The 26,612-nt window shown below is 69.7% G+C and carries 26 protein-coding genes; 16 read left to right on the forward strand and 10 right to left on the reverse strand.

The features are described 5' to 3' along the window. Positions 1-16: 16 nt before the first annotated feature. A complete protein-coding gene (locus U3653_RS23355; RefSeq protein ID WP_195082182.1) occupies positions 17-427 on the forward strand; it encodes a hypothetical protein in 411 nt (136 codons plus the stop codon). 138 nt (positions 428-565) lie between these two features. Here the strand turns inward: U3653_RS23355 and lexA are convergent, their stop codons facing one another. Continuing rightward, complete coding sequence (lexA, locus tag U3653_RS23360) at positions 566-1,294, reverse strand: transcriptional repressor LexA (RefSeq protein WP_195082183.1); 729 nt, start codon at positions 1,292-1,294, stop codon at positions 566-568. A 269-nt stretch (positions 1,295-1,563) separates the two neighbouring features. Between lexA and U3653_RS23365 the strand changes: the two genes are divergently transcribed. From U3653_RS23365 to nrdR, 3 genes are all read left to right on the forward strand, one after another. Next, a complete protein-coding gene (locus U3653_RS23365) occupies positions 1,564-2,031 on the forward strand; it encodes a hypothetical protein (RefSeq protein WP_195082184.1) in 468 nt (155 codons plus the stop codon). 125 nt (positions 2,032-2,156) lie between these two features. Continuing rightward, entirely contained in the window at positions 2,157-3,401 is a 1,245-nt protein-coding gene (locus U3653_RS23370; protein WP_195082185.1) for a hypothetical protein, read from the forward strand. A 204-nt stretch (positions 3,402-3,605) separates the two neighbouring features. Then, a complete protein-coding gene (gene nrdR, locus U3653_RS23375) occupies positions 3,606-4,076 on the forward strand; it encodes a transcriptional regulator NrdR (RefSeq protein WP_067808939.1) in 471 nt (156 codons plus the stop codon). Between the two features lies 1 nt (position 4,077). Here nrdR and hrpA read toward each other — a convergent pair whose 3' ends face one another. Continuing rightward, a complete protein-coding gene (hrpA, locus tag U3653_RS23380) occupies positions 4,078-8,169 on the reverse strand; it encodes an ATP-dependent RNA helicase HrpA (protein ID WP_195082186.1) in 4,092 nt (1,363 codons plus the stop codon). Between the two features lie 201 nt (positions 8,170-8,370). Here hrpA and U3653_RS23385 point away from each other — a divergent pair, with 201 nt between their 5' ends. Continuing rightward, positions 8,371-9,600 (forward strand): aminotransferase family protein, encoded by a 1,230-nt coding sequence (locus tag U3653_RS23385; protein WP_195082187.1) that lies wholly within the window; start codon positions 8,371-8,373, stop codon positions 9,598-9,600. Between the two features lie 42 nt (positions 9,601-9,642). Here the strand turns inward: U3653_RS23385 and U3653_RS23390 are convergent, their stop codons facing one another. Then, positions 9,643-9,852, reverse strand: coding sequence for a GNAT family N-acetyltransferase (locus U3653_RS23390; RefSeq protein WP_323124437.1), 210 nt, complete (start codon positions 9,850-9,852; stop codon positions 9,643-9,645). Positions 9,853-9,926: 74 nt separating this feature from the next. Between U3653_RS23390 and U3653_RS23395 the strand changes: the two genes are divergently transcribed. The 4 genes from U3653_RS23395 (at position 9,927) to U3653_RS23410 (ending at position 12,607) form a co-directional block, all read left to right on the forward strand. Beyond that, entirely contained in the window at positions 9,927-10,148 is a 222-nt protein-coding gene (locus U3653_RS23395; RefSeq protein WP_323124436.1) for a hypothetical protein, read from the forward strand. Between the two features lie 322 nt (positions 10,149-10,470). Further along, positions 10,471-11,145, forward strand: a complete 675-nt coding sequence (locus U3653_RS23400; protein WP_195082188.1) for a DUF5134 domain-containing protein — start codon at positions 10,471-10,473, stop codon at positions 11,143-11,145. A gap of 63 nt (positions 11,146-11,208) precedes the next feature. Continuing rightward, positions 11,209-11,895 carry an ECF RNA polymerase sigma factor SigK gene (gene sigK, locus U3653_RS23405; protein WP_323124435.1) on the forward strand — a complete coding sequence of 229 codons (687 nt, stop codon included), beginning with the start codon at positions 11,209-11,211 and terminating at the stop codon, positions 11,893-11,895. Next, complete coding sequence (locus U3653_RS23410; protein WP_195082190.1) at positions 11,888-12,607, forward strand: anti-sigma factor; 720 nt, start codon at positions 11,888-11,890, stop codon at positions 12,605-12,607. The genes sigK and U3653_RS23410 overlap by 8 nt, the downstream gene beginning before the upstream one ends. 3 nt (positions 12,608-12,610) lie before the next feature. Here the strand turns inward: U3653_RS23410 and U3653_RS23415 are convergent, their stop codons facing one another. The 3 genes from U3653_RS23415 to U3653_RS23425 form a co-directional block, all read right to left on the reverse strand. Further along, positions 12,611-13,285, reverse strand: a complete 675-nt coding sequence (locus U3653_RS23415) for a PhzF family phenazine biosynthesis protein (protein WP_195082191.1) — start codon at positions 13,283-13,285, stop codon at positions 12,611-12,613. A gap of 107 nt (positions 13,286-13,392) precedes the next feature. Then, positions 13,393-13,932, reverse strand: coding sequence for an alkylhydroperoxidase, AhpD family (gene ahpD, locus U3653_RS23420; RefSeq protein WP_067808928.1), 540 nt, complete (start codon positions 13,930-13,932; stop codon positions 13,393-13,395). Positions 13,933-14,030: 98 nt separating this feature from the next. Further along, a complete protein-coding gene (locus tag U3653_RS23425; protein ID WP_195082192.1) occupies positions 14,031-14,618 on the reverse strand; it encodes a peroxiredoxin in 588 nt (195 codons plus the stop codon). 176 nt (positions 14,619-14,794) lie between these two features. Between U3653_RS23425 and U3653_RS23430 the strand changes: the two genes are divergently transcribed. The 5 genes from U3653_RS23430 (at position 14,795) to U3653_RS23450 (ending at position 17,901) form a co-directional block, all read left to right on the forward strand. Then, positions 14,795-15,703: a hydrogen peroxide-inducible genes activator gene (locus tag U3653_RS23430; protein ID WP_195082193.1), complete on the forward strand. Its 909-nt coding sequence runs from the start codon at positions 14,795-14,797 to the stop codon at positions 15,701-15,703. Positions 15,704-15,744: 41 nt separating this feature from the next. Beyond that, on the forward strand, positions 15,745-16,239 hold the full coding sequence (locus U3653_RS23435; protein WP_323124434.1) for a gamma-glutamylcyclotransferase family protein: 495 nt from the start codon (positions 15,745-15,747) through the stop codon (positions 16,237-16,239). Positions 16,240-16,285: 46 nt separating this feature from the next. Next, a complete protein-coding gene (locus U3653_RS23440; RefSeq protein WP_195082194.1) occupies positions 16,286-16,876 on the forward strand; it encodes a TetR family transcriptional regulator C-terminal domain-containing protein in 591 nt (196 codons plus the stop codon). A gap of 70 nt (positions 16,877-16,946) precedes the next feature. Next, a complete protein-coding gene (locus U3653_RS23445) occupies positions 16,947-17,684 on the forward strand; it encodes an SDR family NAD(P)-dependent oxidoreductase (RefSeq protein WP_195082195.1) in 738 nt (245 codons plus the stop codon). Between the two features lies 1 nt (position 17,685). Then, positions 17,686-17,901 (forward strand): tautomerase family protein, encoded by a 216-nt coding sequence (locus tag U3653_RS23450; protein ID WP_195082196.1) that lies wholly within the window; start codon positions 17,686-17,688, stop codon positions 17,899-17,901. A gap of 96 nt (positions 17,902-17,997) precedes the next feature. Here the strand turns inward: U3653_RS23450 and speD are convergent, their stop codons facing one another. The 4 genes from speD to U3653_RS23470 form a co-directional block, all read right to left on the reverse strand. Continuing rightward, positions 17,998-19,203, reverse strand: a complete 1,206-nt coding sequence (gene speD, locus U3653_RS23455; protein ID WP_195082197.1) for an adenosylmethionine decarboxylase — start codon at positions 19,201-19,203, stop codon at positions 17,998-18,000. An 8-nt stretch (positions 19,204-19,211) separates the two neighbouring features. Further along, positions 19,212-20,327 (reverse strand): type III PLP-dependent enzyme, encoded by a 1,116-nt coding sequence (locus U3653_RS23460; protein ID WP_195082198.1) that lies wholly within the window; start codon positions 20,325-20,327, stop codon positions 19,212-19,214. Between the two features lie 163 nt (positions 20,328-20,490). Continuing rightward, on the reverse strand, positions 20,491-22,989 hold the full coding sequence (locus U3653_RS23465; RefSeq protein WP_195082199.1) for a DEAD/DEAH box helicase: 2,499 nt from the start codon (positions 22,987-22,989) through the stop codon (positions 20,491-20,493). A gap of 70 nt (positions 22,990-23,059) precedes the next feature. Next, positions 23,060-24,004, reverse strand: a complete 945-nt coding sequence (locus U3653_RS23470) for a PAC2 family protein (protein WP_195082200.1) — start codon at positions 24,002-24,004, stop codon at positions 23,060-23,062. A gap of 273 nt (positions 24,005-24,277) precedes the next feature. On the opposite strand from U3653_RS23470, the gene U3653_RS23475 reads away from it, so the two are divergent. Both U3653_RS23475 and U3653_RS23480 read left to right on the forward strand, forming a co-directional pair. Beyond that, positions 24,278-24,982, forward strand: a complete 705-nt coding sequence (locus U3653_RS23475; RefSeq protein WP_323124433.1) for a sensor domain-containing protein — start codon at positions 24,278-24,280, stop codon at positions 24,980-24,982. Positions 24,983-25,419: 437 nt separating this feature from the next. Next, positions 25,420-26,493 (forward strand): DUF4192 domain-containing protein, encoded by a 1,074-nt coding sequence (locus U3653_RS23480; protein ID WP_323124432.1) that lies wholly within the window; start codon positions 25,420-25,422, stop codon positions 26,491-26,493. The last annotated feature ends 119 nt before the right edge of the window (positions 26,494-26,612 follow it).

Genomic DNA, 26,612 nt, shown 5'->3' on the forward strand with positions numbered 1-26,612 from the left:
TATCAGGAGGTACACCATGGGCATCGCCGCACTGATCTTCTGGTTGCTCACCGCGGGCGGCGGGTTCTTCCTGCTCGGCACCTGGATCGCCAAGGGCGGCACCCGCCAGCCGAATTCGACCCAGCTGCCTGCCCCGGTGCTGTTCGGTCACTTCTTGCTCGCGGTCGCCGGACTGATCGTCTGGATCGTGTACCTCGTCGTCGACAGCACGGCGCTGGCTTGGATCGCGTTCGTGCTGCTGATCCCGGTCGCGCTGCTCGGATTCACGATGCTGCTGCGCTGGATCCCCATTTACCAGGGGCGTTCCACGGGAACGGCCGAGCCTCCCGAAAGGCACTTTCCCGTGGCCGTCGTCGCCGCTCACGGTGTATTCGCTGTGACAACCGTCGTGCTGGTGTTTCTGACCGCCCTCGGCGTCGGCGACTGACCCCTTCGGCGCGGACCACCGTCACCCGGTGGCGGTGGTCCGCTGCTGCGGGGCCATCCGGTCATTCCGTGCAGCAAAGTTCCGGACGTCCACCAGCCGACGGGCGCGCCGCCGGCGGTGGACCGTTCCGCCGGGCCGTCAGATCTTGCGGATGACCGTGACGACCTTGCCCAGGATCTGGGCGTCGTTGCCGGGGATGGGCTCGAAGACCGGGTTGTGCGGCATCAGCCAGACGTCCTTGCCGGTGCGCTTGAAGGTCTTCACCGTGGCCTCGCCCTCGATCATCGCCGCGACGATGTCGCCGTTCTCGGCGACGTTCTGCTGCCGCACGACCACCCAGTCGCCGTCGCAGATCGCCGCGTCGATCATGGACTGGCCGACGACCTTCAGCAGGAACAGCGAACCGTCGCCGACCAGCTCGCGCGGCAGTGGGAAGACGTCCTCAACGGCCTGCTCGGCCAGGATCGGGCCACCGGCGGCGATGCGCCCGAGCACCGGCACGAAGGTGGGAACCGGGCGTTCGACGTCGACGGTGATCTCACCGTCGTCGACCGCGGCGACCGGCAGGCTGGTCACCGACCGCACCACCTCGTCCAGGCCGCGTACATCGACCGCGCGCGGCCGATTCGGGTCGCGGCGCAGATAGCCCTTGCGCTCCAGGGCGCGCAGCTGGTGGGCGACCGAGGAGGTGGACGTGAGGCCGACGGCGTCACCGATCTCCCGGATGCTCGGCGGGTAGCCGCGCTCGCTCACCGAGGTGCGGATCACCTCGAGCACTTTGCGCTGACGCACGGTGAGATCCGCCCCGCTACCCGCCGCGTCGGCGCCGCTGTCGGTCTCGTCGCCCGTGTCGTCCGTCTGCCTCACCGCAACCGCCCTTTCCTGCTGTGCCAGGCCGGTCCGCGCCCGGCGTGTGTCTTCATGGCCTGTCGTGTCTTCGGTTCTTCGAATCTAGTCCGGTCGCGCCGCTGGATCAAACATCTGTTCGAGGTATGTCGGGTGTCGGGGCTGACTTTGTCGCCGGCGCGTGGTAGAAATCGAACACCAGTTCTTCGAACACATGAGCGAATTCGCTGTGGAACCTGTGTTCGAACGGCTCGAACGGCCACGGAGCACCCACTACGGAGGTTTGTCCGATGAGCACTGTGATCAGCCATGTCACCCCTTCCGCCGGCGCGGCGGAAGCCGATGGCGAGCACCGCGTCGCCGATCCCGCCCCGGCGCAGGACGATCTCGGGTACGAGACCGCTCGGCGGCTGCTGTGCGGCGGCGCGCGTCCGCGAACGCTGACGCCCGCCCACCGATCCGCGGTCGATCGGCGTCCGCCCGGCGCGCGCCCCGGCGCGGGCATGGTCGATTACGGCCGGGGCCCGGGCACTTTCGCGCGGCGGCGTCTCCGTGGCGATCATCCGATGCGTCGGGTCGAGCAGGCGCAGATCGGGTTCGCCGCCCTCGCCGTCGCCGCGCTGCTCACCGCGGCGATGGTGGTCGGGCTGATCGCGTTGGCGCATGTGCGGGCGGGTGAGTGGGGCGGCGGGTCCGGCCGGTCGGCGCCTGCGGTGGTGGATGGTCCGAGTGTGCCGGGCAGCGGCGATTCGCGGTGAGCGCAAAGGAATCCGGCCATCGTGGGCGGCCGGATTTGTGGATCGGCAAACTAGAACGTGTTGCTACCGTGCTGAAAACGTGATCCGGGCAACACCGCCCGAACGAGGTCGGGACCTTTCAGCACATGACACTCCTCACCGCGGGCCGCGTCTTCTCCCGCATGGCCGCATTGTCCCTTTGCCTGGTCGTCGGGCTCGCCGCGGCAGCGGTCGCCAGGGCCGAGCCCGCCTATGCGGCATATTTGGACCTCCCCTCCGTCAACGACGACGGCGCGGGGCCGGGCGGACTGAATCCGGTGCTGCCGCTGGACGAATCCGCCCTGGCGGAGGCATTGCGGCAGGCACGGGCCGACGCAGTGCCGCCGCGCCGGTACGCGACTCTGCTGCACCAGTACTGGCTGGTGATCGCCACCCGCAACGCCGACATCGACTTGGCCGCATGGGATCCGGGTCGTGGCCCGCGCGCGAACGAACGCACCTTCAATCAGGTGTACGTCAACTACCTGCGGCTGGCCACGCAGCACCCGGAGTTCTACTGGGCGGGCCTCGCCGGGATCGCGGGCGGATCGTTCGCCTCCGGCTTCTTCGACATGAGCGATGCGGGCGTCGTCCTCGACGTGCCCGGCGTCCACCAGCTCGGTGACGCGGTCGCCGACCTTCTGCGCGCCACCCCACCGGAATTGGCGCGTGCGCTGCCGGAGGACATCCGGCTGCTCGCCACCGAAGGTTCCCGCCTGACCGCGGCGGACGTCGCCTGGTACCAGACGCGCCTGATGATCATGCAGAAGCACATCTTCACGGATCTGGTGCCGATGCACGAGTCCTACGTCGCATACGGCATGCGCGGCATCGAGGAGATGTACGCGGCCGGTGTGCTCGACGAGGACATCCACACCGCATGGCGGTCGGTCGCCTCCGGCACTCGGGACGGCTATGTCGACGCGCTGGTCCGGATGACCGACCGGGAGCAGAACCGCGTGGTGGCCGACCAGTGGGACGAGACGTCGGCGGGCCGTGCCCCGATCGGCCGCGTGCTCACCTACGTCAGCACCGTCGCGGGCAAACCCGCTGTCCCCGGCGTTCGCGCGCCAGGCGTGTTCGCCCCGACGGTGGTCGGCGCGGACATCGGCGGCCGCAGCGTCGCGCTGCGTGTCCCGTTGCCCGGCTTCAACTGGGCCGACCGCGACGCCCGATGGAACTACATCACCGGCGACCTCGTGCCCCGCCACATCGATATGGAGTCCGATCCCGTCTCGGCGGGCGCCGTCCTCGGCGAAGCGTTCTGGGGCAAGCTCGCCCGCGGTCGCCTGGCCGCCAGGTTGCCCGACCTGCTCGCCGACCTCACCGCGCACTGGCAGATCTCCGGGTGACCGAGCCCCGCCCGTAGCCGGGTGAGTGCGACAAACCGGAAACTCGGACGGGTATCCTCGAAGTGTTATGCAGGTGTTCCGCGTGTCGCACGAGGGATGCCTGGTGCCGGGGTATAGACCTCTGTACACGGGCTCGCCGGGCCGATCGCCGCGATCGGCGCCCGGTCCGGACGCGAGCACGCGCATCGACGAAGGATTTCTCGGATGCATTGCCCGTACTGCCGACACCCCGACTCCCGGGTGGTGGACTCGCGCGAGGCCGACGAAGGCGCGGCCATCCGCCGCCGTCGCGCCTGCCCGCAATGTGGGCGGCGGTTCACCACGGTGGAGACGGCCATCCTGTCGGTGGTCAAGCGCAGCGGCGTCACCGAGCCGTTCAGCCGCGAGAAGGTCATCCGGGGTGTGCGCCGGGCCTGCCAAGGCCGTGAGGTCGACGACGACGCGCTGAACCTGCTCGCCCAGCAGGTGGAGGACGCGGTGCGGGCGAAAGGCTCGCCCGAGGTGCCCAGTCACGAGGTGGGTCTCGCGATCCTCGGTCCGCTGCGTGATCTGGACGAAGTGGCCTACCTGCGCTTCGCTTCGGTCTACCGGTCGTTCACCTCCGCCGAGGACTTCGAACGCGAGATCAGGGAGATGCGCAGGGCCCGCGCCGAAGCGTTGTCGGCCGCCGACTGACTCAGCGCCGGACGGCGGCGATCGCCTTCTCGATCCGCTTGGCCGACACCGGGAACGGCGTGCCGAGTTTCTGCGCGAACAGGCTGACGCGGAATTCCTCGATCATCCACCAGATCTCGGTGACCGCGGGCGCATGCCTTCGGGTCTCCGGTAGCGACGCGACCAGGCGGTCGTAGGCGGCCAGCGCCCGATCGAGTTCGGCCATGCCCTGCCGATCGCGCACGGCGGAGCCGGGCAGCGCCTCCAAACGTGCCACCGCGGCTTGGAGGTAGCGGGGCAGCTCACGCAGTCGGGCCGCGCCCGTCTCGGAGACGAAGCCGCGGAACACCAGATTGTCGAGCTGATGACGGACGTCATCGGCGATATCGCGCTCGCTCGTTCGTTCCAGCGCCGCGGAGACTTGGTGCGCCCCGGCGAGAATCGGTACCACCAGGCGCACGAAACGCCCTACGGTGGCGGCGAACTCGGGCCGGATCCGGGCGACGAGCGCGTCGAACTCCGCAGGGCTGTGTACCGGGCCGCCCGCGGCCGCGAGCAGTTCGTCGGCGGCGGCGGCGCGGCAGTCCTCGAGCAGCGCTTCCAGTGAGCCGTACGGATTCTGGCTCAGGGCCAAGCGGTCCGCGGGCGAAAGCCCAGCGGTGGCGGAGCGGACCGAGGTGGGCAGCGCGTGCAGCAACAGCGATCTGGTGCCCAGGCGCATGGCGGCGGCCTGCTCCGCGGGGGAGCTGAGCACCCGAACCGCCACGCCGTCCCCTTCGGCGACGAGCGCCGGGTATCCGGTGACGGTCTGGCCCGCGACCTCGCGGCGCACCGTCGGCGTGATGGTGCCGAGCGATTCGGAAGTCCACACCGTGGCAGGCGGACGTTCCGCACCCGCGGTGGCGCGGGCGACCGAAGCGGAAACCTGCTCGGCCAGTTGTGCTTTCAGCGCGGTGAGGCTCTTGCCGCGCGCGAGCGTCGCGCCGTCGTCGCCGATGGCGGCGAAGGTCATCCGCAGATGATCGGGCAGTGCCGAGACGTCGAAGTCGGTGGGGGCGATGGAAACCGAGCCGAGCCGGGACAACTCGCGCGCCAGCCCGGCGCGCAGCGGCTCCGCGCGCGGGGTGAGCGCCGCGAGGGCGGCGGCCGCGAAATCCGGAGCGGGAACAACGCTGCGCCGCAGCGTCTTCGGCAAGGTCTTGATCAACGCGGCGGCCAGTTCGTCGCGCATGCCCGGCACCAGCCAATCGAAACCGACGGCGCGGACGTGGGCGAGCTGTTCCACCGGGATCCGGACGGTCACGCCGTCGTCCTCGTTGCCCGGCTCGAACTGGTAGGAGAGCGGGAAACTGAGTTCGCCCTGACGCCAGGAGTCGGGGAAGGCCGCCGGGTCCAGCGTGGCCGCGCCCTCGTTGACCACGGTGGAGGTGGAGAAGTCGAGCCGCGCCGGGTCTTCCCGGCGTGCGGTGCGCCACCAGCTGTCGAAGTGCCGCACCGAGACGATGTCGGCGGGCAGGCGCTTGTCGTAGAACTCGAACAGCACCTCGTCGTCGACCAGGATGTCGCGGCGGCGGGCGCGGTGCTCCAGGTCGGCGACGTCGTCGAGCAGCGCGCGATTGCGATGGAAGAACTCGTGCCGGGTCTGCCACTCGCCCTGCACCAGGGCATGGCGGATGAACAACTCGCGCGACAGCTCGGGGTCGATGCGTCCGTAGTCGACCGGCCTGCCGGTGACCAGCGGGATCCCGTACAGCGTCACCCGTTCGTAGGCGCGCGCCGAGCCCCGCTTGGCCGACCAGTGCGGTTCGGAGTAGGTGCGCTTGACGAGGTCGCCCGCCAGCCGCTCGGCCCACTCCGGCTCGATCTTCGCGGCCATCCGTCCCCACAGCCGTGAGGTCTCGACCAGTTCGGCGGCCATCACCCAGCGGGGTGGCTTCTTGGCCAGCGACGAACCGGGGAAGATCATGAACTTGGCATTGCGGGCGCCGAGGAATTCCCTGGTCTCCGCCTCGCGGACGCCGATGTGCGACAGCATGCCCGCCAGCAGTGCCTGATGGATGGCCGTGGCGTCCCAGGGCAGTCCGTCGCTGTCATCGGCAGCCGTGGCGGCGGTGGACCGGTCGCGTCCTGGACCGGGGCGACCGTCGCGCGTCCCCCGGCGGGCTCTGTTGCCGGACTTGCGAGCCGGTGTGGCCGCTTCGGCTGGGGGCCGCTCACCGTCCTCCGAGCCCTCCGGCCGCGTGGACCAGCCCAGGCCCCTGGTGATGGTGCGCAGTTGTCCGTGCAGGTCCTGCCACTCCCTGATCCGCAGGTAGTGCAGGAACTCCTCCCGGCACAGGCGCCGGAACTGGTTGGACGACAACGATTTGCGTTGTCCGCCGAGATAGTCCCACAGGCGCAGGTAGGCCAGGAAATCGGAGCCTTCGACGGTGAAGCGCGCGTGTTTGGCGTCGGCTGCCTGCTGCTGCTCGGCGGGGCGCTCCCGGACGTCCTGGATCGACAGCGCCGCGACGATCACCAGCACGTCGGCCAGGCAGCCGGTGCGCTGCGCTTCCACCAGCATCCGGGCCATGCGGGGATCGACCGGCAGCTGGGCCATATCGCGGCCGATCGGCGTCAGCGACAGCGTGCCGTCGGCCTTGGTCGCGCCGTCCCGGCGCGCGAGGGCGCCGAGTTCCTCCAGCAGGGCGATGCCGTCACGGATGGCGCGGCGGTCGGGCGCCTCGACGAACGGGAAGTTCTCGATGTCACCGAGGCCGAGCGCGGTCATCTGCAGGATGACCGCGGCCAGGTTGGTGCGCAGGATCTCCGGATCGGTGAACGCGGGCCTGGATTCGAAGTCCTCTTCCGAGTACAGCCGGATGCAGATGCCGTCGGCGACGCGACCGCAACGCCCGGAGCGCTGCCGCGCGGAGGCTTGGGACACCGGTTCGATCGGCAACCGCTGCACCTTGGTCCGCATGGAATAGCGGGAGATCCGCGCGGTGCCGGGATCGACGACGTACCGGATGCCGGGCACGGTGAGCGAGGTCTCCGCGACGTTCGTCGCGAGCACCACCCTGCGTCCGGTGTGCGGGGCGAACACGCGGTGCTGCTCGGCGGTGGACAGCCGGGCGTACAGCGGGAGGATCTCGGTGCGGGGCAGCTTCAGATCGCGCAGCGCGTCGGCGGTGTCGCGGATCTCCCGTTCGCCGGACAGGAACACCAGCACGTCGCCGTCGCCCGCGGCGAACAACTCGGTCACCGCGTCGCCGATGGCGTCCACCGGGTCCCGGTCGACGACACGGGTGTCCTCGTCGTCCTCGTCTTCGGCGGTGTTCGGCAGCTCCAGCGCGAGCGGCCGGTAGCGGATCTCCACCGGGTACGAGCGCCCCGACACTTCCACGATCGGTGCGGGCGTGCCGTGTTCGTCGGCGAAGTGCCGGGCGAACAGTTCGGGATCAATGGTCGCCGAGGTGATGATCACCTTGAGGTCGGGCCTGCGCGGCAACAGCTGCTTCAGGTAGCCGAGCAGGAAGTCGATGTTGAGACTGCGTTCGTGCGCCTCGTCGATGATGATCGTGTCGTAGCGGCGCAGCAGCCGGTCACGCTGGATCTCGGCGAGCAGGATGCCGTCGGTCATCAGCTTGACCAGGGTGTGCTCGGAGGCGTGGTCGGTGAACCGCACGGTGTAGCCGACGACGTCGCCGAGTTCGGTGCCCAATTCCTCGGCGATGCGCTCGGCCACGGTGCGCGCGGCCAGCCTGCGCGGCTGGGTGTGCCCGATGGTGCCGCGGATGCCGCGGCCGAGTTCGAGGCAGATCTTCGGGATCTGGGTGGTCTTGCCGGAGCCGGTCTCGCCCGCGACGATGACCACCTGGTGCTCGGCGATGGCCGCGGCGATGTCCTCGCGGCGGGCGGTGACCGGAAGCTGCTCCGGGTAGCGAATCTCCGGCACCGCGGCGCGGCGCGCTTCGACGCGCAGTTCGGCCGCCGCGATCTCCGCCTCGACCTCACTCAGATCGCCGCCGCGTGCTTTGTCGAGCCTGCGCCGCAACCGGTGTTCGTCGCGAAGGGAGAGATTCGCCAGGCGGGTGCGAAGGTCGCGGAGATCGGTGGCGGCTGTCCTGGTCATTGCATCGACCAGCCTAGCGAAATCCGCCAGCGGATTTTTCCACCAGGCGGCGCGGCCGGTATCCGGACGGAACTCGGAGGTTCGCCGCCGTCCCGGTGCCACATCGGGGAATGCGCTGGTCGACGCGGGTGCGCGCCAGGCCTTCGCCCGGTTCGCGCTGGAGGTATGGACCCCGGCCGGGGAACCGGCAAAGGTGGAGACATGAGCGCGCTATGGCATGGCTTCGCCGACATGGGCGCCGTCGAGCGGGACGGAGCGTTCGTCGTCGCCCGCGGAGACGGCGTGTACGTCTTCGATCGGGCGGGCAACCGCTACCTGGACGCGACCGCGGGCCTGTGGTTCGCCAACGTGGGCCACGGGCGCGGCGAGATCGCCGACGCGGTGGCCGTCCAGCTGCGCACGATCGCGCACTACTCCAATTTCGGCGACATCACCGAGCCGGCCACCCAGGAACTCGCCGAGCGGCTCGCCGGGCTCGCGCCGGTGCCAGGGAGCAAGATCTTCTTCACCTCGGGCGGCTCGGACTCCGTCGACACCGCGACCAAGCTCGCCCGCCGCTACTGGCACGAAGTCGGGCAGCCGGGCAAGACCATCGTGGTCGGGCGGCGGATGGCCTATCACGGCATGCACGTGGGCGGCACCGCGCTCGGTGGCCTGCCCGGGAACTCGGAGGGCTACGGCGAGCTGATGCCCGCGGCGCGAACCATCGAATGGGACGACGCGAAAGCACTGCTCGTCCTGATCGAGGAGGTCGGCGCCGAGCGGATCGCCGCGTTGTTCTGCGAACCGGTCATCGGCGCGGGCGGCGTGTATCCGCCGCCGGCGGGCTACCTCGCCGAGGTGCGCCGGATCTGCCGCGACCACGACATCCTGTTCGTCGCCGACGAAGTGGTCACCGGTTTCGGCCGCATCGGCGGAGCGTGGTTCGCCTCATCCCGTCTCGGGCTCGAGCCCGACCTGATGACCACCGCGAAGGGACTGACCTCGGGATACCTCCCGATGGGGGCGGTCTTCGCCGCCCCGCGCGTCGCGGAGCCGTTCTTCGCCGGCGGCGTCTGGTGGCGGCACGGCTACACCTACGGCGGCCACGCGGGCGCTGCGGCCGCCGCATTGGCGAATCTCGACATCATCGAGCGGGAAGACCTGCTCGCGGCCGCTCTGCGCCTGGAATCCAGCCTGCGCGACCAGCTGTCGGTGCTCGCCGACCACCCCAGGGTCGCCGAGGTGCGCAGCGGATTCGGCGCCGTCGCGGCCGTCCAGCTCGCCGATCCCGCGGAAGGACCGCGCCTGGTCGAGACGTTGCGCGCGCACGGCATCTCCGGTCGCGCCGCCGGCCAGGGCGCCATGCAGATCTCCCCGGCCTTCGTCATGAGCGACGAGCAGGTCGCGGAACTCGTCGACGGATTCACCCGCGCGTTGGACGAGGCCTGAGGTCACCGGGCGGGTGAGCGAACGGTGTGCACCGACCCGACGTCACAAGGCGCGGGTCAGGAAGACACTGTGCGGGTCATGGCGGTAGGCGCCGAACGGCGCGCAGCAGACGAAGCCGTGGGCGGCATAGAGCCGGCGTGCGGGCCGGAAGAAATCACCGGCGCCCGTTTCCAGGCTGAGGCGGCGGTAGCCGCGTTCGGTGGCCTCGGCGAGCACATGGCGCAGCAGGGCGGAGGCGACACCGCGGCGCATCCCGCGAGGCCCGCACCCTCCCACGCGGTCCAGAACGTGATCCCGGGACGGCGCAGCGCCGCCAGGTCCAACGCGTGCATGCTCTGCGCGGGCGAGTGCGCGGCCATCTCGGCGAGATGCTCGGTGAGCAGTGCCGCGATCTCGGGGCCGGTCAGGTCGTCGACGACGATGCGCAGACCGCCGCGCTCGATCTCGGTGGCGCGGTGCTCGGCGTGGTCGGACATCACTCCATCATGGCGGCCCGCTCGGCGACGCTCGCACTTCCGCCGGGCTCGGACTCGCCGGGGCCGACCTGACTGCTCCTCCGGCGGCCTCGAACCGACCGAACGGCGCGGGGAGCCGACTTCCGGCGATACGGCCGAGGACGCCGGGGGATCGCCGAATCCGACGGCGCTCGCAGGAAGGCCACTGTCCGGCACCGGAATTCGTCGGATTCGGACAGGCGGCTATCCGGCTCGCCGCCCGGTTCGCTCGGAATCATCGTCGTAGTAGGCGCATCCACGACGTTCGGCTCGTCGGAGTTGCCGCCCAGAGGTCTGAAAAGGGCACCCTCACCGCTCCGGGATGCGAGCATGGAAGCGCGACGACCGTGGTCGCCGTGCTGAGAGGTGGTGGGGTGTGGCGCAGTTCGTGCAGGAGTATGCCGTATTGCGATGGATGGTGGTGGCGGCGTTCGTGATCGCCGCCGGGATCGTGCTGTCGCGGGTGGCGGCGGCCGCGACACCGTCGGCCGGGTGTGTCGCGCAAACGCGTCCACCGGAGGACACTTCGGGCGGGCACGCCGAATCCGACGCGGCGCACTTGGTGATGTGCCTGGTCATGCTCGGCATGCTGGTGTTTCCCTCGGGCGCGAGCCCGCACGCGGTGCGCGGCGTGCTCACCGCGATGGCCGTGGTCTTCGCCGGACTGCTGACCATCCGTGCCGCCGAGCACGCCGCCCAGGGGCGGCCACTGCCGATCGACCGGCTTGTGCCGCTGGGCTACCACATCGTCACCACCGCGGCGATGCTCTACGCGATGTCCGGCCACACGGCCTCCGGCCATGCGGGCGGTCCGGCCACCGGACCCGCTCTGGGCCTCGCCGTACTGTTCCTGCTCGACGCGCTGGTGGTGACCTTCGCCGCCTGCACCGGCGGGACGCCCGCGCGGGCGCCGGGGCCGGTGCGGCTGCTGGTGCGTTCCGGCGGCTGCGTCGCCGCCCTCACCGGTCCCGCCAAACCGTGGGCGGCGGTGCCGCATGTGGTGATGGACGCGGGTACGGCCTACATGCTCGTGGCCGTGATCATTCGGTGACCGTGACCAATCCGGTTTCCCCCGCATACCGAACCCCTGTGCATGCAGGCACGGGATTCGGCCATGAGCAACGAACACGGTTCTGCTTCACCCCATCGCTCCGGCGGTCCGGCGCGTGCGCGAGAGGGAACCGATGACCCGGTGCTCGCGCGCCCGCTGCCGACCGGTTACGACCGAGCGCAGGCCACCCGCGCGAGCCGTGAACTCGCGGCGCTGCTCGCCGGCACCGGTGCGGGCGATCGCGGCGCGTTCACCGAGTTCTATCAGTTGACCAGTCCTCGGGTGTTCGGGCTCACGGTGCGGGTCCTGCGCAGTCACGCCGCCGCCGAGGAGGTGACCCAGGAGGTCTACCTCCAGGTGTGGTCGATGGCCGATCGCTACGATCCCACGCTGGCCAGTCCGGTCGGCTGGCTGATGATGCTCGCCCACCGCCGGGCGGTGGACCGGGTGCGCGCGGAGAGTTCGGCCAGCAGCCGGGACCTGGTCTACGCGCACGAGCAGCTCGGGCGCGCCCACGACGTCGTCGCCGAATCGGTTACCCAGCGCATCGAGGAGCAACAGGTGGCCGGTTGCCTGGAGATGCTGACGCCTACCCAGCGCGAAGCGATCACGCTGGCCTATTACGGCGGGTGGACCTACCGAGAGGTCGCCGATCATCTCTCGGTGCCGCTGCCCACGATCAAGACCCGCATCCGCGACGGGCTGAAAAGATTGGAGAAGTGTTTGTCCGGGGAAGGCACCGATGGTTGACACCTCGCCGCGCTCGCAGGCGGATCTCATCGACCTCGCCTACCCCTGCGCGTTGGACGCGGTCGCCGACATCGAGCGCAGGCACATCGATGCCCGCTTGGCGGCTGCCGACCCGCAGGTGCGGCAGGCGTTCTCCGACACCGTCTGGCAGGTCCGCGACGTGATGGGGCGGCTGGCCGTGCTCGACGAACTCGCGCCGCCGCCCGAGCTGGAACGCCGCATCCTGGACGCGCTGCCCGACGAGCACGCCGAGCGGTCGGCCACGCGGATGTCGCCGTGGCGGCGGCGGTTGCGCTGGGCGGTGCCGATCGCGGCCGCGGCGTGCCTGGGGATCGGCGGCATCGTGGTGACGGCGGAGCTCATCGATACCCCGTCGGAGCCGGCCGCCGCCGACCAGGTGCACGGGCGGACGGTGAACGGATCGTTCGCCGGGGGCGGTCTGCTCGTCGTGGACGCCTCGCCCGAATCGGGACGCGCGGTCGTCGTCTTCGATCAGGTCGCTCCGCCGCCGGTCGGCCAGGTGTATCAGGTGTGGCTGGTCGGTCCGGACGGACAACCACGCTCGGCGGGATTGCTCAGCGACGTGCCGTCGATCGAGCGACCGTTCGTCACCGGTTTCCGATCGGGCGAAGTGCTCGCGGTGAGCGTCGAGCCGGACGGCGGTTCGGACGCGCCGAGCGGCGATCCGCTCGTGGGCGTCACCCTGCCCTGAGCGTCAGATGTCCACCGGCTGGTCGGCGACGACCCGGCCGCCCAGATGCACCCACCCGTCGGAGTCCCATCGGGTGAACAATTGCGAGCCTTTGCCCTGGGTGATGACCAGCCCTTTGCGCAGCAACGCCGTCAACGCCACGGCCGCCGCTCCGGTGGCCTCGTCCTCGGTGATGCCCATGGTCGGCGCGAACATGCGCGATCGCAGGGCGGCGCGATGCTCGTCGGTCCACGCCCACAGGTAGTGCGGGCCGCCGGGGAACTCGTCCGGACGCAGGGCGGCCAGCTCGTCGGCGTCCTCGAGTTGATGGAAGGTGAACGTGGGCGCCCACTCGCCGCGAGCGGTGATCCAGGTCAATCCCTCGGTGAGCTCCACGGCCACCGGGCCCGCGGGCACATCCAGCGTGCGCACCGGGACCCCTTGCGACGCGAACCACCACGCGGTGCCCACCGAGGGGTGTCCCGCGAAGGGGAGTTCGACCGTGGGGGTGTAGATCCGCACCGCGGCCGCGCCGTCCACCGGCTCCTCGACGACCACGGTCTCGCTGTATCCGGCTTTGGCGGCCAGCGCCTGCCGATCGGCCGCGGCCACGTCGGCGGCTCGCGCGATACCCAGCTCGTTGCCGAACCGTCCGGCGGCGTCGGTGAACACTCGCACGACATCAACCTGTGTGCTCATGGTCGCCGAGCCTACTCGGGTGTCGCGGTCGCGAGCTGTCGCCGGGACCACATCGGGAACGCGAAAGAGGCCCCCGTCGCAGGACAGGGGCCTCTTTCCCGGCGAAATCAGATCGCGGCCGCGCTGAGTGCCTCGGTCGACTGAACTGCCTGGCCGACACCGGCCACGATGGCGGCGGCGCGCAGCGATTCGAAGATCACTTCGCGGGACACGCCCGCTTCGCGCAGTGTGTGCTCGTGCGCCTCGAGGCAGTGGGCGCAGCCGTTGATCGAGGAGACCGCGAACGACCACAGCTCGAAGTCCGCCTTGTCGACGCCCGGCGTGCCGATGATCTGCATGCGCAGCCCGGCCCGCAGGTCGTCGTAGCGACCGCCGAGGAATGCCTTGCCCCGGTAGAACACGTTGTTCATGCCCATGATCGAGGCGGCGCCGAGCGCGGCGTTGTACGCCTCCGCCGACAGCACGTCGGCGGCTTCCTCGGCGATCTCGCGCAGCGTGGTCGTCGACCGGGTCGCGGCCGCCGACGCGAGCAGGGTGCCCCACAGCTGCTGTTCGTTCAGCACCGTGGTGCGCGCGATGGATGACAAGTTGAGCTTGAGGTCCTTGGCGTACTCGGGAAGGGAGTTCTTCAGGTTCTCAATGCTCATTCGGCGATTCCTCTACTCGAAGCGGTCCCTGCGGGGACCAGGTCGGTTCTAGATGGTGTGGGGTGGGTGTATCCGAAGGCTCGGAGACGCCGGGGATTTCAGACGCTGGCGGCCAGGAGCTCGCCCGCGTCGATGGTGGGGTCGCCCTTCTTCCAGTTGCAGGCGCACAGCTCGTCGGACTGCAGGGCGTCGAGCACGCGCAGCACCTCGTCGACGTTGCGGCCCACCGAACCCGCGGTGACGGAGACGAACTGGATCTCGTTGTTCGGGTCGATGATGAAGGTGGCGCGGTCGGCGACGCCGTCGGCGTTCAGAACGCCGGTGGCCGTGGCCAGTTCGCGCTTGAGGTCCGAAAGCATGGGGAAGGGGAGGGTCTTGAGGTCCTCGTGCTGCGCGCGCCACTGGAAGTGCACGAACTCGTTGTCCACCGACGCGCCGAGCACGACGGCGTCCCGGTCTTCGAATTCGTCGTTGAGCTTGCCGAACGCGGCGATCTCCGTCGGGCACACGAAGGTGAAGTCCTTCGGCCAGAAGAAGACGATCCGCCACTTGCCCGCGTGATCGTCGCTGGTGATCCGGGTGAAGTAGTCGTCGGGCTGCTGAGCGTCGACCTTCGACAGGTCACCGCCGATGACCGCGGTGAGGTTGTATGCCGGGAATTGGTCGCCGATGGTCAGCAGGGCCATGCTCATCTCCTCGTCATTTGTTTGCCAACTGTGTTCTGCGGTATTGCGGGACCGTTGCGGCCGGAAGAGCCACCGACTCGGACCCAGCACTCACACCGCCGGTGAAAAGCTCATGGGCGATCTTGCCCAAGGGGCGGTAAAAGGTAAAGGTGATCAGTCGCACTACACTGATAGGTGTGACTGATCAGACTTATCAGCCCACCCTGTCACAGCTGCGTGCGTTCGTGGCGATCGCGGAATATCGCCATTTCGGCACCGCGGCTGCGCGGCTCGGTGTGAGTCAGCCCACGCTATCGCAGGCGCTCGCCGCCCTGGAACACGGGCTCGGGCTTCAGCTGATCGAACGCAGCACCCGGCGCGTGCTGGTGACCGCGGCGGGGATGCGGTTGCTGCCCAAGGCAATGGCCACGCTGGAGGCCGCGGACCGTTTCGTCGCCTCGGCCACCGGCGACGGGCTCGGCGGCACGCTGCGGATGGGCATCATCCCGACGGTCGCCCCGTATGTGCTGCCCGGGTTGCTGCCGGAGCTGCGCAAGCGGCTGCCCGAGCTGCGACCGCAGATCATCGAGGACCAGACCGCCCGTCTGCTGGACGGGCTGCGCACCGGCGTGCTGGACGTCGCCCTGCTCGCGGTGCCGACCGAGATGCCGGGCCTGGTCGAGATCCCTTTGTACTCGGAGGAATTCGTGCTGGTCACCCCGCGCGGCCACGAACTGGCCGGGCGCGGCGACCTCGCGGCGTCGGTACTGGACGCCCAGCCGCTGCTGCTGCTCGATGAGGGGCACTGCCTGCGCGATCAGACCTTGGAGGCATGCCGTTCGGCCGACGTGCATCCGGCCGCCGTCGGCGACACCAGGGCCGCGTCCCTGTCCACCGTGGTCCAGTGTGTGGCGGGCGGGCTCGGCGTCACGCTGATCCCGCAGATGGCCGTCGCCACGGAGACCGCCCGCGCCACGCTGGACGTGGCGCACTTCTCCGCGCCCGCCCCCGGCCGCACCATCGGCTTGGTCTTTCGCGCGTCCAGCGCCCGCGCCGACGACTACGAATACCTGGCCGCCATCATTCGTGCCCAGCGGCCGATGTAGCGGTGCGGGGAGCACGGGACCGCGACGAGAGGGGAGGCGAATTGGCATCAGCGGCGCTGGGAGCGGGGCGACTGGCCCGCCTGTTCGGGCCGGATCACGCGCTGTTCGTCTACGGAACGCTGCAATTTCCCGAAGTGCTGACGGCGCTGCTCGGGCGGGTGCCGTCGCTCGAACCAGCCGAGCTGACCGGCTGGCGCGCTGCCACGCTGCCGCGGCGGCTGTATCCGGGACTGGTCTCCGCGGCGCACGGGCGCGCCCGCGGCGCCGTGCTGAGCGGCCTCACCGCGACGGAGTGGGCCATCCTCGACGCGTTCGAAGACGACGAGTACGACCTGCGCCGGGTGCGCGTCGATGGCCGGAAGGTGCCGGTGTGGACCTACGTCTGGACGGTGGCGGCCGACCCGGCGGACTGGGAGCGGGACCGCTTCGCCGCCGAGCATCTCGCGGGTTTCACCGCCCGGTCAGCCCGGTGGCGGCAGGAGCCTGCGAGCTTCTTCGATACGGCCGGACCCGGGTGGTCGGACCCTGGAGCATGACGCACAGCTGTTGCAATTCCAAGACGACCGGTCGTATATTAAGCGCATGGCGCGACCGCGACGCAGCGAGGACACCCGGCGACTTCTGGTCGAAGAAGGGGCCGCCGGGTTCCTGACGAACGGCTATCACGGCACCGGGATCAAACAGATCCTGGACAAGGTGGGTGTGCCGAAGGGCTCGTTCTACAACTACTTCGACAGCAAGGAGAGCTTCGGCCGCGCCATCATCGAGCATCACTCCGTGTGCGTGCAGCGAAATCTCACCGAGGCGTTCGGTTCGGCGCCGGACCCGGTGAGCGGATTGCTGGCATTCTTCGGGCGGCTGATGGACGACTTCGTCGCGGCCGATTTCACCGGCGGTTGTCTCATCGCGAATCTCGGGGGCGAGCTGGAAGGCAGTGAGCTGCTGCGGGAATCGCTGTCGGCGGCGTGGCTGGCCTGGCGCGATCGCGTCGCCGAGCAACTCGCGCAGGGCCAGCGCCTCGGCATGATCCGTGCCGATATCGAGGCGGTCGAACTGGCCGATCTGCTGCTCGAATCCTGGGAAGGGGCGGTGATCAGGATGAAGATGGAGCGCACCCTCACGCCGCTGCGCAAGTGTCTCGATCGCCTGTTGGGCGACTATTTCCTGCCCTGAATCCGGGCGCAACGACTGTCCGGCGTCTTCGGCTGCCTGTTCCAAGACGACCGGTCGTATAGAAGAAGGGATGACTATGGCGAAGACCGTCATCGTGACCGGTTCCTCCAGCGGGATCGGGCGCGATATCGCGCGGGCGTTCGTGGCACGCGGCGACAACGTCGTGCTCAACGGCCGAGACGCGGACAAACTGACCCGGGTGGCCGCCGAACTCGGTGCGCCGGAGCAAGTGGCCGCGGTGCCGGGCGATATCGGCGCCGCGACCGGAGCGGCCTTGGTGCGCGTCGCGGTGGAGCGGTTCGGCGGTGTGGACGTGCTGGTCAACAACGCGGGCGTCTTCGGAGCCAAACCGTTCGTCGAGGTCACCGAGCAGGACCTGGACGTGTATCTGACCGGCAACCTCAAAGGCACCTACTTCACCACGCAGGCCGTGGTGCGGCAGTTTCTCACCCGAGCCGGCGGCGGCAGCATCGTGAACATCGGCACCGTGCTGATCGATCACGCCCTCGCCGGGTTGCCCGCCTCCGCGGCCTTGGTCAGCAAAGGCGGTATCCACGCGCTGACCACCGCTCTGGCCGCCGAACTCGCCGCCGACGGCATCCGGGTCAACGCGGTCGCGCCCGGCATCATCCGCACGCCGCTGTTCGGCGACGGCGACGAGCGGGCATCGGGCAGGCTCGCCCTGTTGAACCGCATCGGCGAAGTCGCCGAAACGACGGCCGCGGTGTTGTATCTCGCCGACGCGGCCTTCACCACCGGACACATCCTCCCCGTCGACGGCGGGTTCATCTCTGGAAGGGCGGCCTGAAATGCCTTACGTCAACATCAAAGTCACCGACGAAGGCGTGACCCGCGAGCAGAAGGCGCGCCTGATCAAGGGTGTCACGGATCTGCTGCACGACGTGCTCGGCAAATCGCCCGCGAGCACTTACGTCGTGATCGATGAAGTCGCGCTGTCGAACTGGGGCGTCGGCGGGGTCGACGTCGAACAGTGGCGCGAGCAGCAGCGGTCGTCGCCGTCCTGACCTACCGTGCCGTCATGACGACGGTCGCCGCGTGTCTCGCGACACCGCTGTAGCGAATGCGCCGGTCCCGGGATCCGGAGCCGGCGCATTCGGGCATCACTGGACCCGCAGCGCGTGCGGTTCGATGGCGCCGCGCACCAGCGCCCTGGCGTCGATGGTCTCGGGCTTGTAGGGCAGCCGGGCCAGGCGATCGGTCATCCCGCCCACCGGGTCGTCGATCCGGTCGACCAGGCCGAACAGGAACGACCATTCGTGCTCGTCGCTGCCGTAGTGCACCACGGTGCCGAACTGCTCGTGGAAACGCTGCCAGGACCGCTTCAGCGTCTCGTTGCGCCACATGGTCGCGCAGCCGGCCTGGGCGCACAGCACGCCGCCGGGTGCGAGCAGTGCACGACATCGCGACAGGAACTCCGCCTCGTAGAGGCGGTTGTGCTGCGCGTCCTCGACGCGCTCGTCCGGCAGATCGATCACGACGACGTCGTAGCGGGTGCCCGCGCGCTCGGCCTCGGCCAGGAAATCCCAGCCGTCGGCGTAGTGCACCTTGATCGGGCCCTCGCCCTTGACGGCGGCGGCCAGTTCGTCGCTGGTGTAGCCGTAGGGCAGGTGCTCGGCGCACAACTCGACCTCGAGCTGGTCGATGTCCACATGATCGACGAGGGTGGCGCCCGCGGCGACCGACATCTGGCTGGCCACGCCTTCGCCGGAGCCGATGATCAGCACCTTGTCCAGCTTCTCGGCCAGCACGAAGGCGGGCACCATCATCGCCTCGTGGTAGGTGAGCTGGGAGAACTCGGTGGACTGGCGGTCGTCGTCGGAGAACAGACTGATGCCCTGCTCGGTCCGCGCGATGACCATGTGCTGGAAGGGGGTGTTGGTGTCGACGATCACCTCGTGCAGATCCCAGATGCGGGTCAGGCCCGCCCCCACCGGCTCCTCGATCCGCTGACCGCCGTGTCCCCTGCGGATGACCTGCATGCGAACATCCTTGGGCGCCAACGCGTCTCGCAGTAGCTCGACCGCCTTGGAGGCGCCGGCGCCGATGCTGCCGCAGGTGAAGACGTCGACGAAGATGTCGCCGGACTCCGGATAAGTGTGAATCGAGGCGTGGGACTCCGACAACAGCGCGAGGACGGTCACCCCCTGCGGTTCGAACTTCTTGTGTACGACATCGCAGATGGTGACGCCCGCCGCGATCAGAGACTCACGCAACGCCGATTCGAGTCGTTCGAGATCGTCGCAGAGGGCTGCGTCGACACCACCGAACTCGGCCAGCACATGCCAACCGGTGAATTCCGCCGTCATGGGCAAACTCACTCTCGCTCAGCGCCCGAGACATGAACGGTCAAGGGCGGAAAACCATTGAAGGACACCGACGAATAACTCGCGGTATAGGCGCCGGTGTCGAGGATTCGAACGCGATCACCGGCTCGCAACGTGGTCGGTAGGAGGACTCGCGTGCGTTGATACAGTACATCGTCGCCGTCGCAGGTCGGACCGGCCACCACCGCCTCGTCGACGGGGTCGCCGTCCCGATCCGTGACGAACCGGTAGGCGATGTACTCGTTCTCGGTCTCGGCCATGCCGTTGTAGCGGCCGATGTCGAGATATACCCAGCGCCTGCCGTCCGGCGCGGTGCGGACGCCGACGACCTCGGCGTGAATCGTGCCCGCCGAACCGACCAGCGCCCGGCCCGGTTCGACGACCAATCCGGTGCTCCCGGAAAGGAATTCGGCCGCGGCGTGGTTGACCACCGCGGCGATCTCATCCAGCGCGGGCGCCGGGTCGGCGTAGGAGATCGGCAATCCGCCGCCGATGTTCACCGAGCCGACCGAGATGTCCTTGTCGGCCAGCGCCTCGGCGATCCGGCCCGCCTGTTCGATGCCGATCCGCCACGCGGTGGGGTCCAGTTGCTGCGAGCCGACGTGGAAGTACGGCCCTGCGACCACGAGGCCCAGATCCCTGGCCCGGACCAGCAGCCGGAACGCCTCGCCGGGACTGCAGCCGAACTTCGCGCCGAACGGGGTACGCGACTCCGGGGCCGAGGCGAGGAACCGGCACTCCACCTCCGAGCCCGGCGCGTGCTCGGCGATGCGCAGCAGGTCGTCCTCGGTGTCGAAGGCGAAACGGCGCACCCCGATGGCGTAGGCGCGGGCGATGTGCGCGGCCTTCTTGATCGGGTTGCCGTAGCACAGCCGCTCCGGCGCCACGCCCAGCCCGAGGCACAGGTCGATCTCACCGATGCTCGCGACGTCGAATTCCGCGCCTTCCTCGTCGAGCAGGCGCACGATCTCCGGCACGGGGCTCGCCTTCACGGCGAAACGGATCCTCGTCCGCGCGCCCGTGCCAGGGGACAGGGCGGCCTCGAGCGCGCGGTAATTCCGGCGGACCCGCTCGGGATGGATGACAAGGTACGGCGATTCGGGCATAGTTGATCTTTCGCTTCGGCAGCGGGGGAGAGAGTATCAGCGGCCTCTACCCAGAAACGAATCCGTCGAAACCTGGATTCGCCACCTGATCGCGCAACCCCGTCCTTCCGGTACGAAGAAGCCGCTGACCTGCGGGGACAGGGGGCCGGTACGCGGTGCGGGCTCAGCCGGCGGACACGGTGACGTCGTCGAAGACGACCTCGCCCGCGGCGTCGGACTCGGCGAGATCGACCACCGCGTCGATCGACCAGCCGTGGTCGCCCGCCGGGTCGTCCAGCACCTGCCGCACGTGCCAGAATCCGGGTCTTCGTTCCACTTGGAACAGTTGCGGGCCCCTCGCGTCGGGGCCCGTGCCGATGCGCTCGTATTCCGCGTAGTAGTCCGCGAGCGCTTCCGGCCAGTCCGGGCCGGGGCCGAGTCCGGCCAGCTCGTCCCAGCGCCGCAGCGCCGCCAGTTCGACCCGCCGGAACATCGCGTTGCGCACCATCACCCGGAAGGCGCGTTCGTTCGCCGAGATCGGGCGGACGGTCTCGGCGCCGAACGCGATCTGGTCGGCGTCGGTCTCCGCGCCCGGGTTGGTCAGTTGCTCCCACTCGTCGAGCAGGCTCGAATCGACTTGCCGCACAAGCTCGCCGAGCCACTCGGTGATGTCGTCGAGCTCCTCGGTGCGGGCCGACTCCGGCACGGTGCGCCGCAGCGCGCGATAGGCGTCGGCGAGGTAGCGCAGCACCACGCCCTCGGAGCGGGCCAGCTCGTAGAAGGAGATCAGCTCGGCGAAGGTCATGGCGCGCTCGATCATGTCGCGCACCACCGATTTCGGCGCGGGCGCGAACTCGGAGACCCAGGGATGACCGGCGCGGTAGGTCTCGTAGGCCGGTTCGATCAGCTCGGCCAGCGGCTTGGGCCAGGTCACCTCTTCGAGCAGCTCCATGCGCTCGTCGTAGTCGATGCCGTCGGCCTTCATCTCGGCGATCGCCTCGCCGCGCGCCTTGTGCTGCTGGGCCATCAGCAGCTGGCGCGGATCCTCCAGCGTGGATTCGATGAGCGACACCACGTCGAGGGTATAACTCGGGGACTGTTTGTCCAGCAGGTCCAGCGCGGCCAGTGCGAACGGCGACAGCGGCTGGTCGAGGGCGAAGTCGCGCTGCAGGTCGACGGTGAGGCGGGCGCGACGGCCCTGCGTGTCGGGTTCCGGCAGTTGCTGCACCACCCCCGCATCACGCAGCGCGCGATACAGCCGGATGGCGCGCAGAATGTGCTTGCGCTGGGCGGGACGCGGCTCGTGGTTGTCCTCGAGCAGATGGCGCATAGCGGTGAAGCAGTTCCCCGGCCGGGCGATCACGTTCAGCAGCATGGCGTTGGTGACCGTGAAACGCGACACCATCGGCTCGGGCTGCGCGGCGACCAAGCGGTCGAAGGTCTCCTCGCTCCAGGAGACGAAGCCTTCCGGCGGTTTGCGCCGCTGCACCTTGCGCTGCTTCTTGGGATCGTCGCCCGCCTTGGCCAGCAGGCGGGTGTTCTCCACCTCGTGCTCGGGAGCCTGCACGACGACGGTGCCCATGGTGTCGTAACCCGCCCGGCCCGCGCGGCCGGCGATCTGGTGGAACTCGCGCGCCTTGAGCCTGCGGGTGCGCACGCCGTCGAACTTGGTCAGCCCCGTGAGCAGCACCGTTCGGATGGGCACGTTGATGCCGACGCCGAGGGTGTCGGTGCCGCAGACCACCTTCAGCAGGCCGTCCTGGGCCAAGCGCTCCACCAGCCGCCGGTACTTCGGCAGCATGCCCGCGTGATGCACGCCGATGCCGTGCCGGATCAGCCGCGACAGCGTCTTGCCGAAACCGGCGGCGAACCGGAACTCGCCCAGCGCCTCGGCGATCGCGTCCTTCTCGGCGCGCGTCGCGAAATTCACGCTCGTCAGCGCCTGCGCGCGCTCGAGCGCGGCGGCCTGGGTGAAATGCACGACGTACACCGGGGCCTGGTGGGTGGTGACCAGCTCTTCGAGCGTCTCGGTGATGGGGGTGCGCGCGTAGGAGAAGGTCAGGGGCACGGGGCGCTCGGTGCCCGCGACGATCGCGGTGGAGCGGCCGGTCCTGCGCTCCAAATCACGGGCGAAGAAATCGACCTCCCCGAGGGTGGCCGACATGAGCAGGAACTGGGCGCGGGGAAGCTCCAGCAGCGGGACCTGCCAGGCCCATCCCCGATCGGGGTCGGCATAGAAGTGGAATTCGTCCATCACGACTTGGCCCACATCCGCGTCGGCCCCCTCGCGCAGCGCCAGGTTGGCCAGGATCTCCGCCGTGGCGCAGATGATCGGCGCCTCCGGGTTGACCGCCGCGTCGCCGGTGACCATACCGACGCGTTCGGCCCCGAAGACATCGCAGAGAGCGAAGAACTTCTCGCTCACCAGGGCCTTGATCGGGGCCGTGTAATAAGTGCGCCGTCCTTGGGTGAGGGCGAACAGATGCGCGCCGACCGCGACGAGTGACTTACCGGAACCGGTTGGCGTGGCGAGGATGACGTTGGATCCGGACGCCAACTCGAGCAGCGCCTCGTCCTGCGCGGGGTAGAGCGGGGTGCCCTGCTCGGCGGCCCACATGCCGAACGACTCGTAGAGCGCGTCGGCGTCGGTCCCCGGGATGTCGAGCAGTTCGGTCAGATCCACTCCGACCACCCTACGGCCTCGTCCGCGGGCACGCGTGCAGGGGCGATCCGGATCCGGCGGCCGGGCCGGGTCAGTCCTGATCGCCCTCGTCGTCGCCCTGATAGCGGCTCTGCTCGGCGAGGAAACGCTCGAACTCGGCGCCGAGTTCGTCGCCGCTGGGCAGCTCGCCGTCACCCACCAGCAGGCTCGACTGCCGCTCCTGGGCGGTGACGAAGCTGTCGTACTGCCGCTCCAGCGCGTGCACGACGGTCTCCACCTCGACGTTGCCCGCGATGTGCTCGTTGACCTGTTCGCGCACCCTGGCGGCGGCCTCGCCGAGCGCGGCCAGCGGGAACTCCAGGCCCGCGTTGTCGGCGACGTTCTCCAGCAGTGTCTGCGCGGCCTCCGGATAGGCGGTCTGCGCCAGGTAGTGCGGCACGTGCACCGAGAAGCCGACCGACTCGTGACCGTGCTGCGCCATGCGGAATTCCAGCAGCGACGACGCGCTGCCGGGAACCTGGAGCTCGCCCGGCCACCGCTGGTGCTCGGAGATCAGGTCGCGGTTGGAGGAGTGCGCGGTCACGCCCAGCGGGCGGGTGTGCGGAATCGCCATGGGAATGGCGCTGAGGCCGATGCTGCGCCGCACCCCCAGCTGTTCGGCGAGCAGCCGCACCGCGGTGGTGAACTTCTCCCAGCGTAGGTCCGGCTCCAGACCCGCGAGCAACAGGAACGGCGTCCCCGCGGTGTCGCGCAGTGCCCAGAGGTTGAGTTCCGGCTCGGCGTAATCGGAAAAATGATCGGTCTTGAACGTCATGAGCGGACGCCGCGACCGGTAGTCCAGCAGCTCGTCCACGTCGAACGAGGCGACCAGCTCGCTTTCCAGACTTTCGCGCAGGTGCGTGGTCGCCAGCCGCACCGCATGCCCTGCGTCGGTGAAACCTTCCAGCCCGTGCACCAGGACCGGGCCCGCGCCGTCGGCGGACGACAGCTGCGGAGCGGGGAACTCCAATTCGTACATTCGCGACTCGTAGTCCATCGCGTACTCCTTCCTGCGCGGCTCCTGCGGCCCGGACATGTGCCTCACGCGCCAGTGTGGTTGCCTGCTCGATCGTTCGCCACTGCTGGTGGCGCGAGACGAGCAGTCGTCCGAACCGGGGACCGTGTCCATTGTCCCCCATACCGTGGCGGCCACCGCGCACGGCCGGACACCGACCCTTACTCCGAGCCAACAGCATCGGTGGGCCGCGCATTCCCGGCCCGGCGGCGTGGCATCGCCGACCGGACCCGGGGAGTACGGCACAGTGGGGGTGTGACCGTGGCGGATTCGAGGCGCGTGCGGCTGGGCCGGGTGGCGCCCGTCGTGTTCGCGATGCTGCTCGCAGGATGCGGGTCGACGGTGCCGGGGCGCCCCGTCTCGTGGGCGCCCACCGCGGTGACCCGGCACGTGAGCGCCGAACTGCCGACTCTGCTGCCGGATCCGGGCCAGTTCCCCGCGCCGTACACGGCGGTGGTGCTGCCCCAGGAGGCGGTGGCCCAGGCGGCGGGTGACCTGGACGGCATGGGCCGCGGCGCGAATGTCCAGCCCAGCCGCTGCGTGCCGCCGCAGCAGGACTTCGGGCCCGATCACACGGCGATGGCGGTCGGCACCGACGACGCGACGCGCGCCACGCTGACCGTCGAATTGACTCGCACCGGCGAGCCGTTGGCCACCCTGCGCGCCCGGCTGGAGCAGTGCGGATCGGTGCGGGTGAACCGGGCGGGCGCCGCCACCACCGTGACGTCCGAGCCGGCCTCGCCGCCGCAGATCGAGGCCGACGACGCCCTTTCACTGCGCAGAACCGTGCGACCGGAGTCGGGTGGCGCCAGGCTGACCCAATCCATGCGCACCCACGTCGCGCAGAAGGGGGACGTGCGAATCTCGGTGACCTACATGTCGTTCGCCGACGGCGAACCGGATACCGCGGCGCTGGACGCTCTGTTCGCCACCGCGGTGCGCAAAGTGCGCGAAAAGTAGCGACGGCACGATAGCAGGAGCCTCCGACACGGGTCACCGGTCCGCCGTTGTGTTCGGTCGATTCGTGCACAGCGCGAAGCGGTCTCCCCAGGGCGGCGGAATCGCCAGGTCGGCGCCGACGACCGGCAGCCGCCGAGTCGCATGGTCGATGCATGACGACTTCCGCGAACCCGTTTCGAACCCCCGAGCCCGTCGATGCCGGACATACCGGCACGGGTGAGGAGTCGCCGCCGGACTCAGGCCTCGGCCATCCACCCGGCCGCGATTCTTCCGACGCGGTGCCGGGCGCCGTGCCCGCCGCTATCGGCGCGCCGCACCCGCTTTCGCGCCCGCCGGCGCACGGACCAGGTGCGTGGAACCTCGGGGGACGAGCGCGGCACACCCGTTGCCGTGAAGATCCGCCGCAGTTTCACGGTGTTCCGGATCACGTTGTGTGCGTGGACGATCCGGCGGAGTTGATCGCCGCGGTACCGGCGATGCTCGGCTTCACCCCGGAACGGTCGGTGGTCGTGCTCGTCCTGCGGCCCGCCGCGTCCGGCGGTGCGACGGTCGACGCGGCGGTGCGGTTCGATCTGGATTCACCCGGCGGCAGGCGTGTGCGCGGTGCGACGCTGGCGGCCGCGGTCGCGCGGATCTGCGCGCACGACCAAGCGGCCGAGGTCATGGCCGTCGTCGTCGACGAACGCGCCGTCGAGCCGGGCGCCGATCGGTCGGAGTGCGCGACCGGGCGCTTCGACGTGCTGGTCGGCTCGCTCGGCAGGCGGCTCGCGGCGTGCGATATCGCGCTCGCGGGAGTCTGGGCGGTGCGCGCGATCGCCGCCGGTCAGCGCTGGTGGTCCTTGGCGGGACCGCAGCGGCGCGGGGTGCTGCGGGATCCCGCGGCTTCCCTGGTGACCCTGACCCACGTGCTGGACGGCAGGCCGATCCGCGGTTCGCGTGCCGAGCTCACCGATCTGGTCGCGCCGGACCCGCTCGCGCGCGCCGAGGTGGCGGCGCACCTGACGGACGCGCTCGCGCGCGCGGGCGAACGCTATGCGCGCGCCGCGCGTCGTGGCGATCCGATCGGATACAGCAGGCAAGCGCTGGACCATGTGCTGTGGCAGATCGCCAACACCGCATCCGGCGCCGCGCTGTTGGCGCCCGAACTCGCGAACATCGCCGCAGCCCTGCGTGATCGGGCGGTGCGCGACACGATGTTCGCCTTGGCCGTCGGCGACAACGCCGCCGCCGCGGAGGCGGTGTGGGCGGCGCTGACCCGCGCGCTGACCGGCACGGATCGGGCCGAGGCCGCCGCCCTGCTCGGCTACAGCGCTTACGTCCGCGGCGACGGACCGTTGGCCGGCATCGCGCTGGAAGCCGCGCTGGAGGCGGATCCGGGACATCCGATGGCGATGCTGCTCGATACCTCGCTGCGGTTGGGCATGCGCCCGGAACAATTGCGTCGCCTCGCGCACAGCGGCTACCGAACCGCCGCTGGGCTCGGTGTCGATCTCGAGGAACCGACACCGTGAAGCCGGATATGCAGGCCCGCGGCACCGAGGCGGTGGCGGCGCGCAGCGTTACGTCCGAACGTCCGGCGCTGCGGCTCCGGAGCGCTCATGTCGTCGCGGCGGCCCGAGTCGGTGCGGGG

It is taken from the genome of Nocardia implantans (assembly GCF_035544775.1).
GTDB lineage: Bacteria > Actinomycetota > Actinomycetes > Mycobacteriales > Mycobacteriaceae > Nocardia > Nocardia implantans.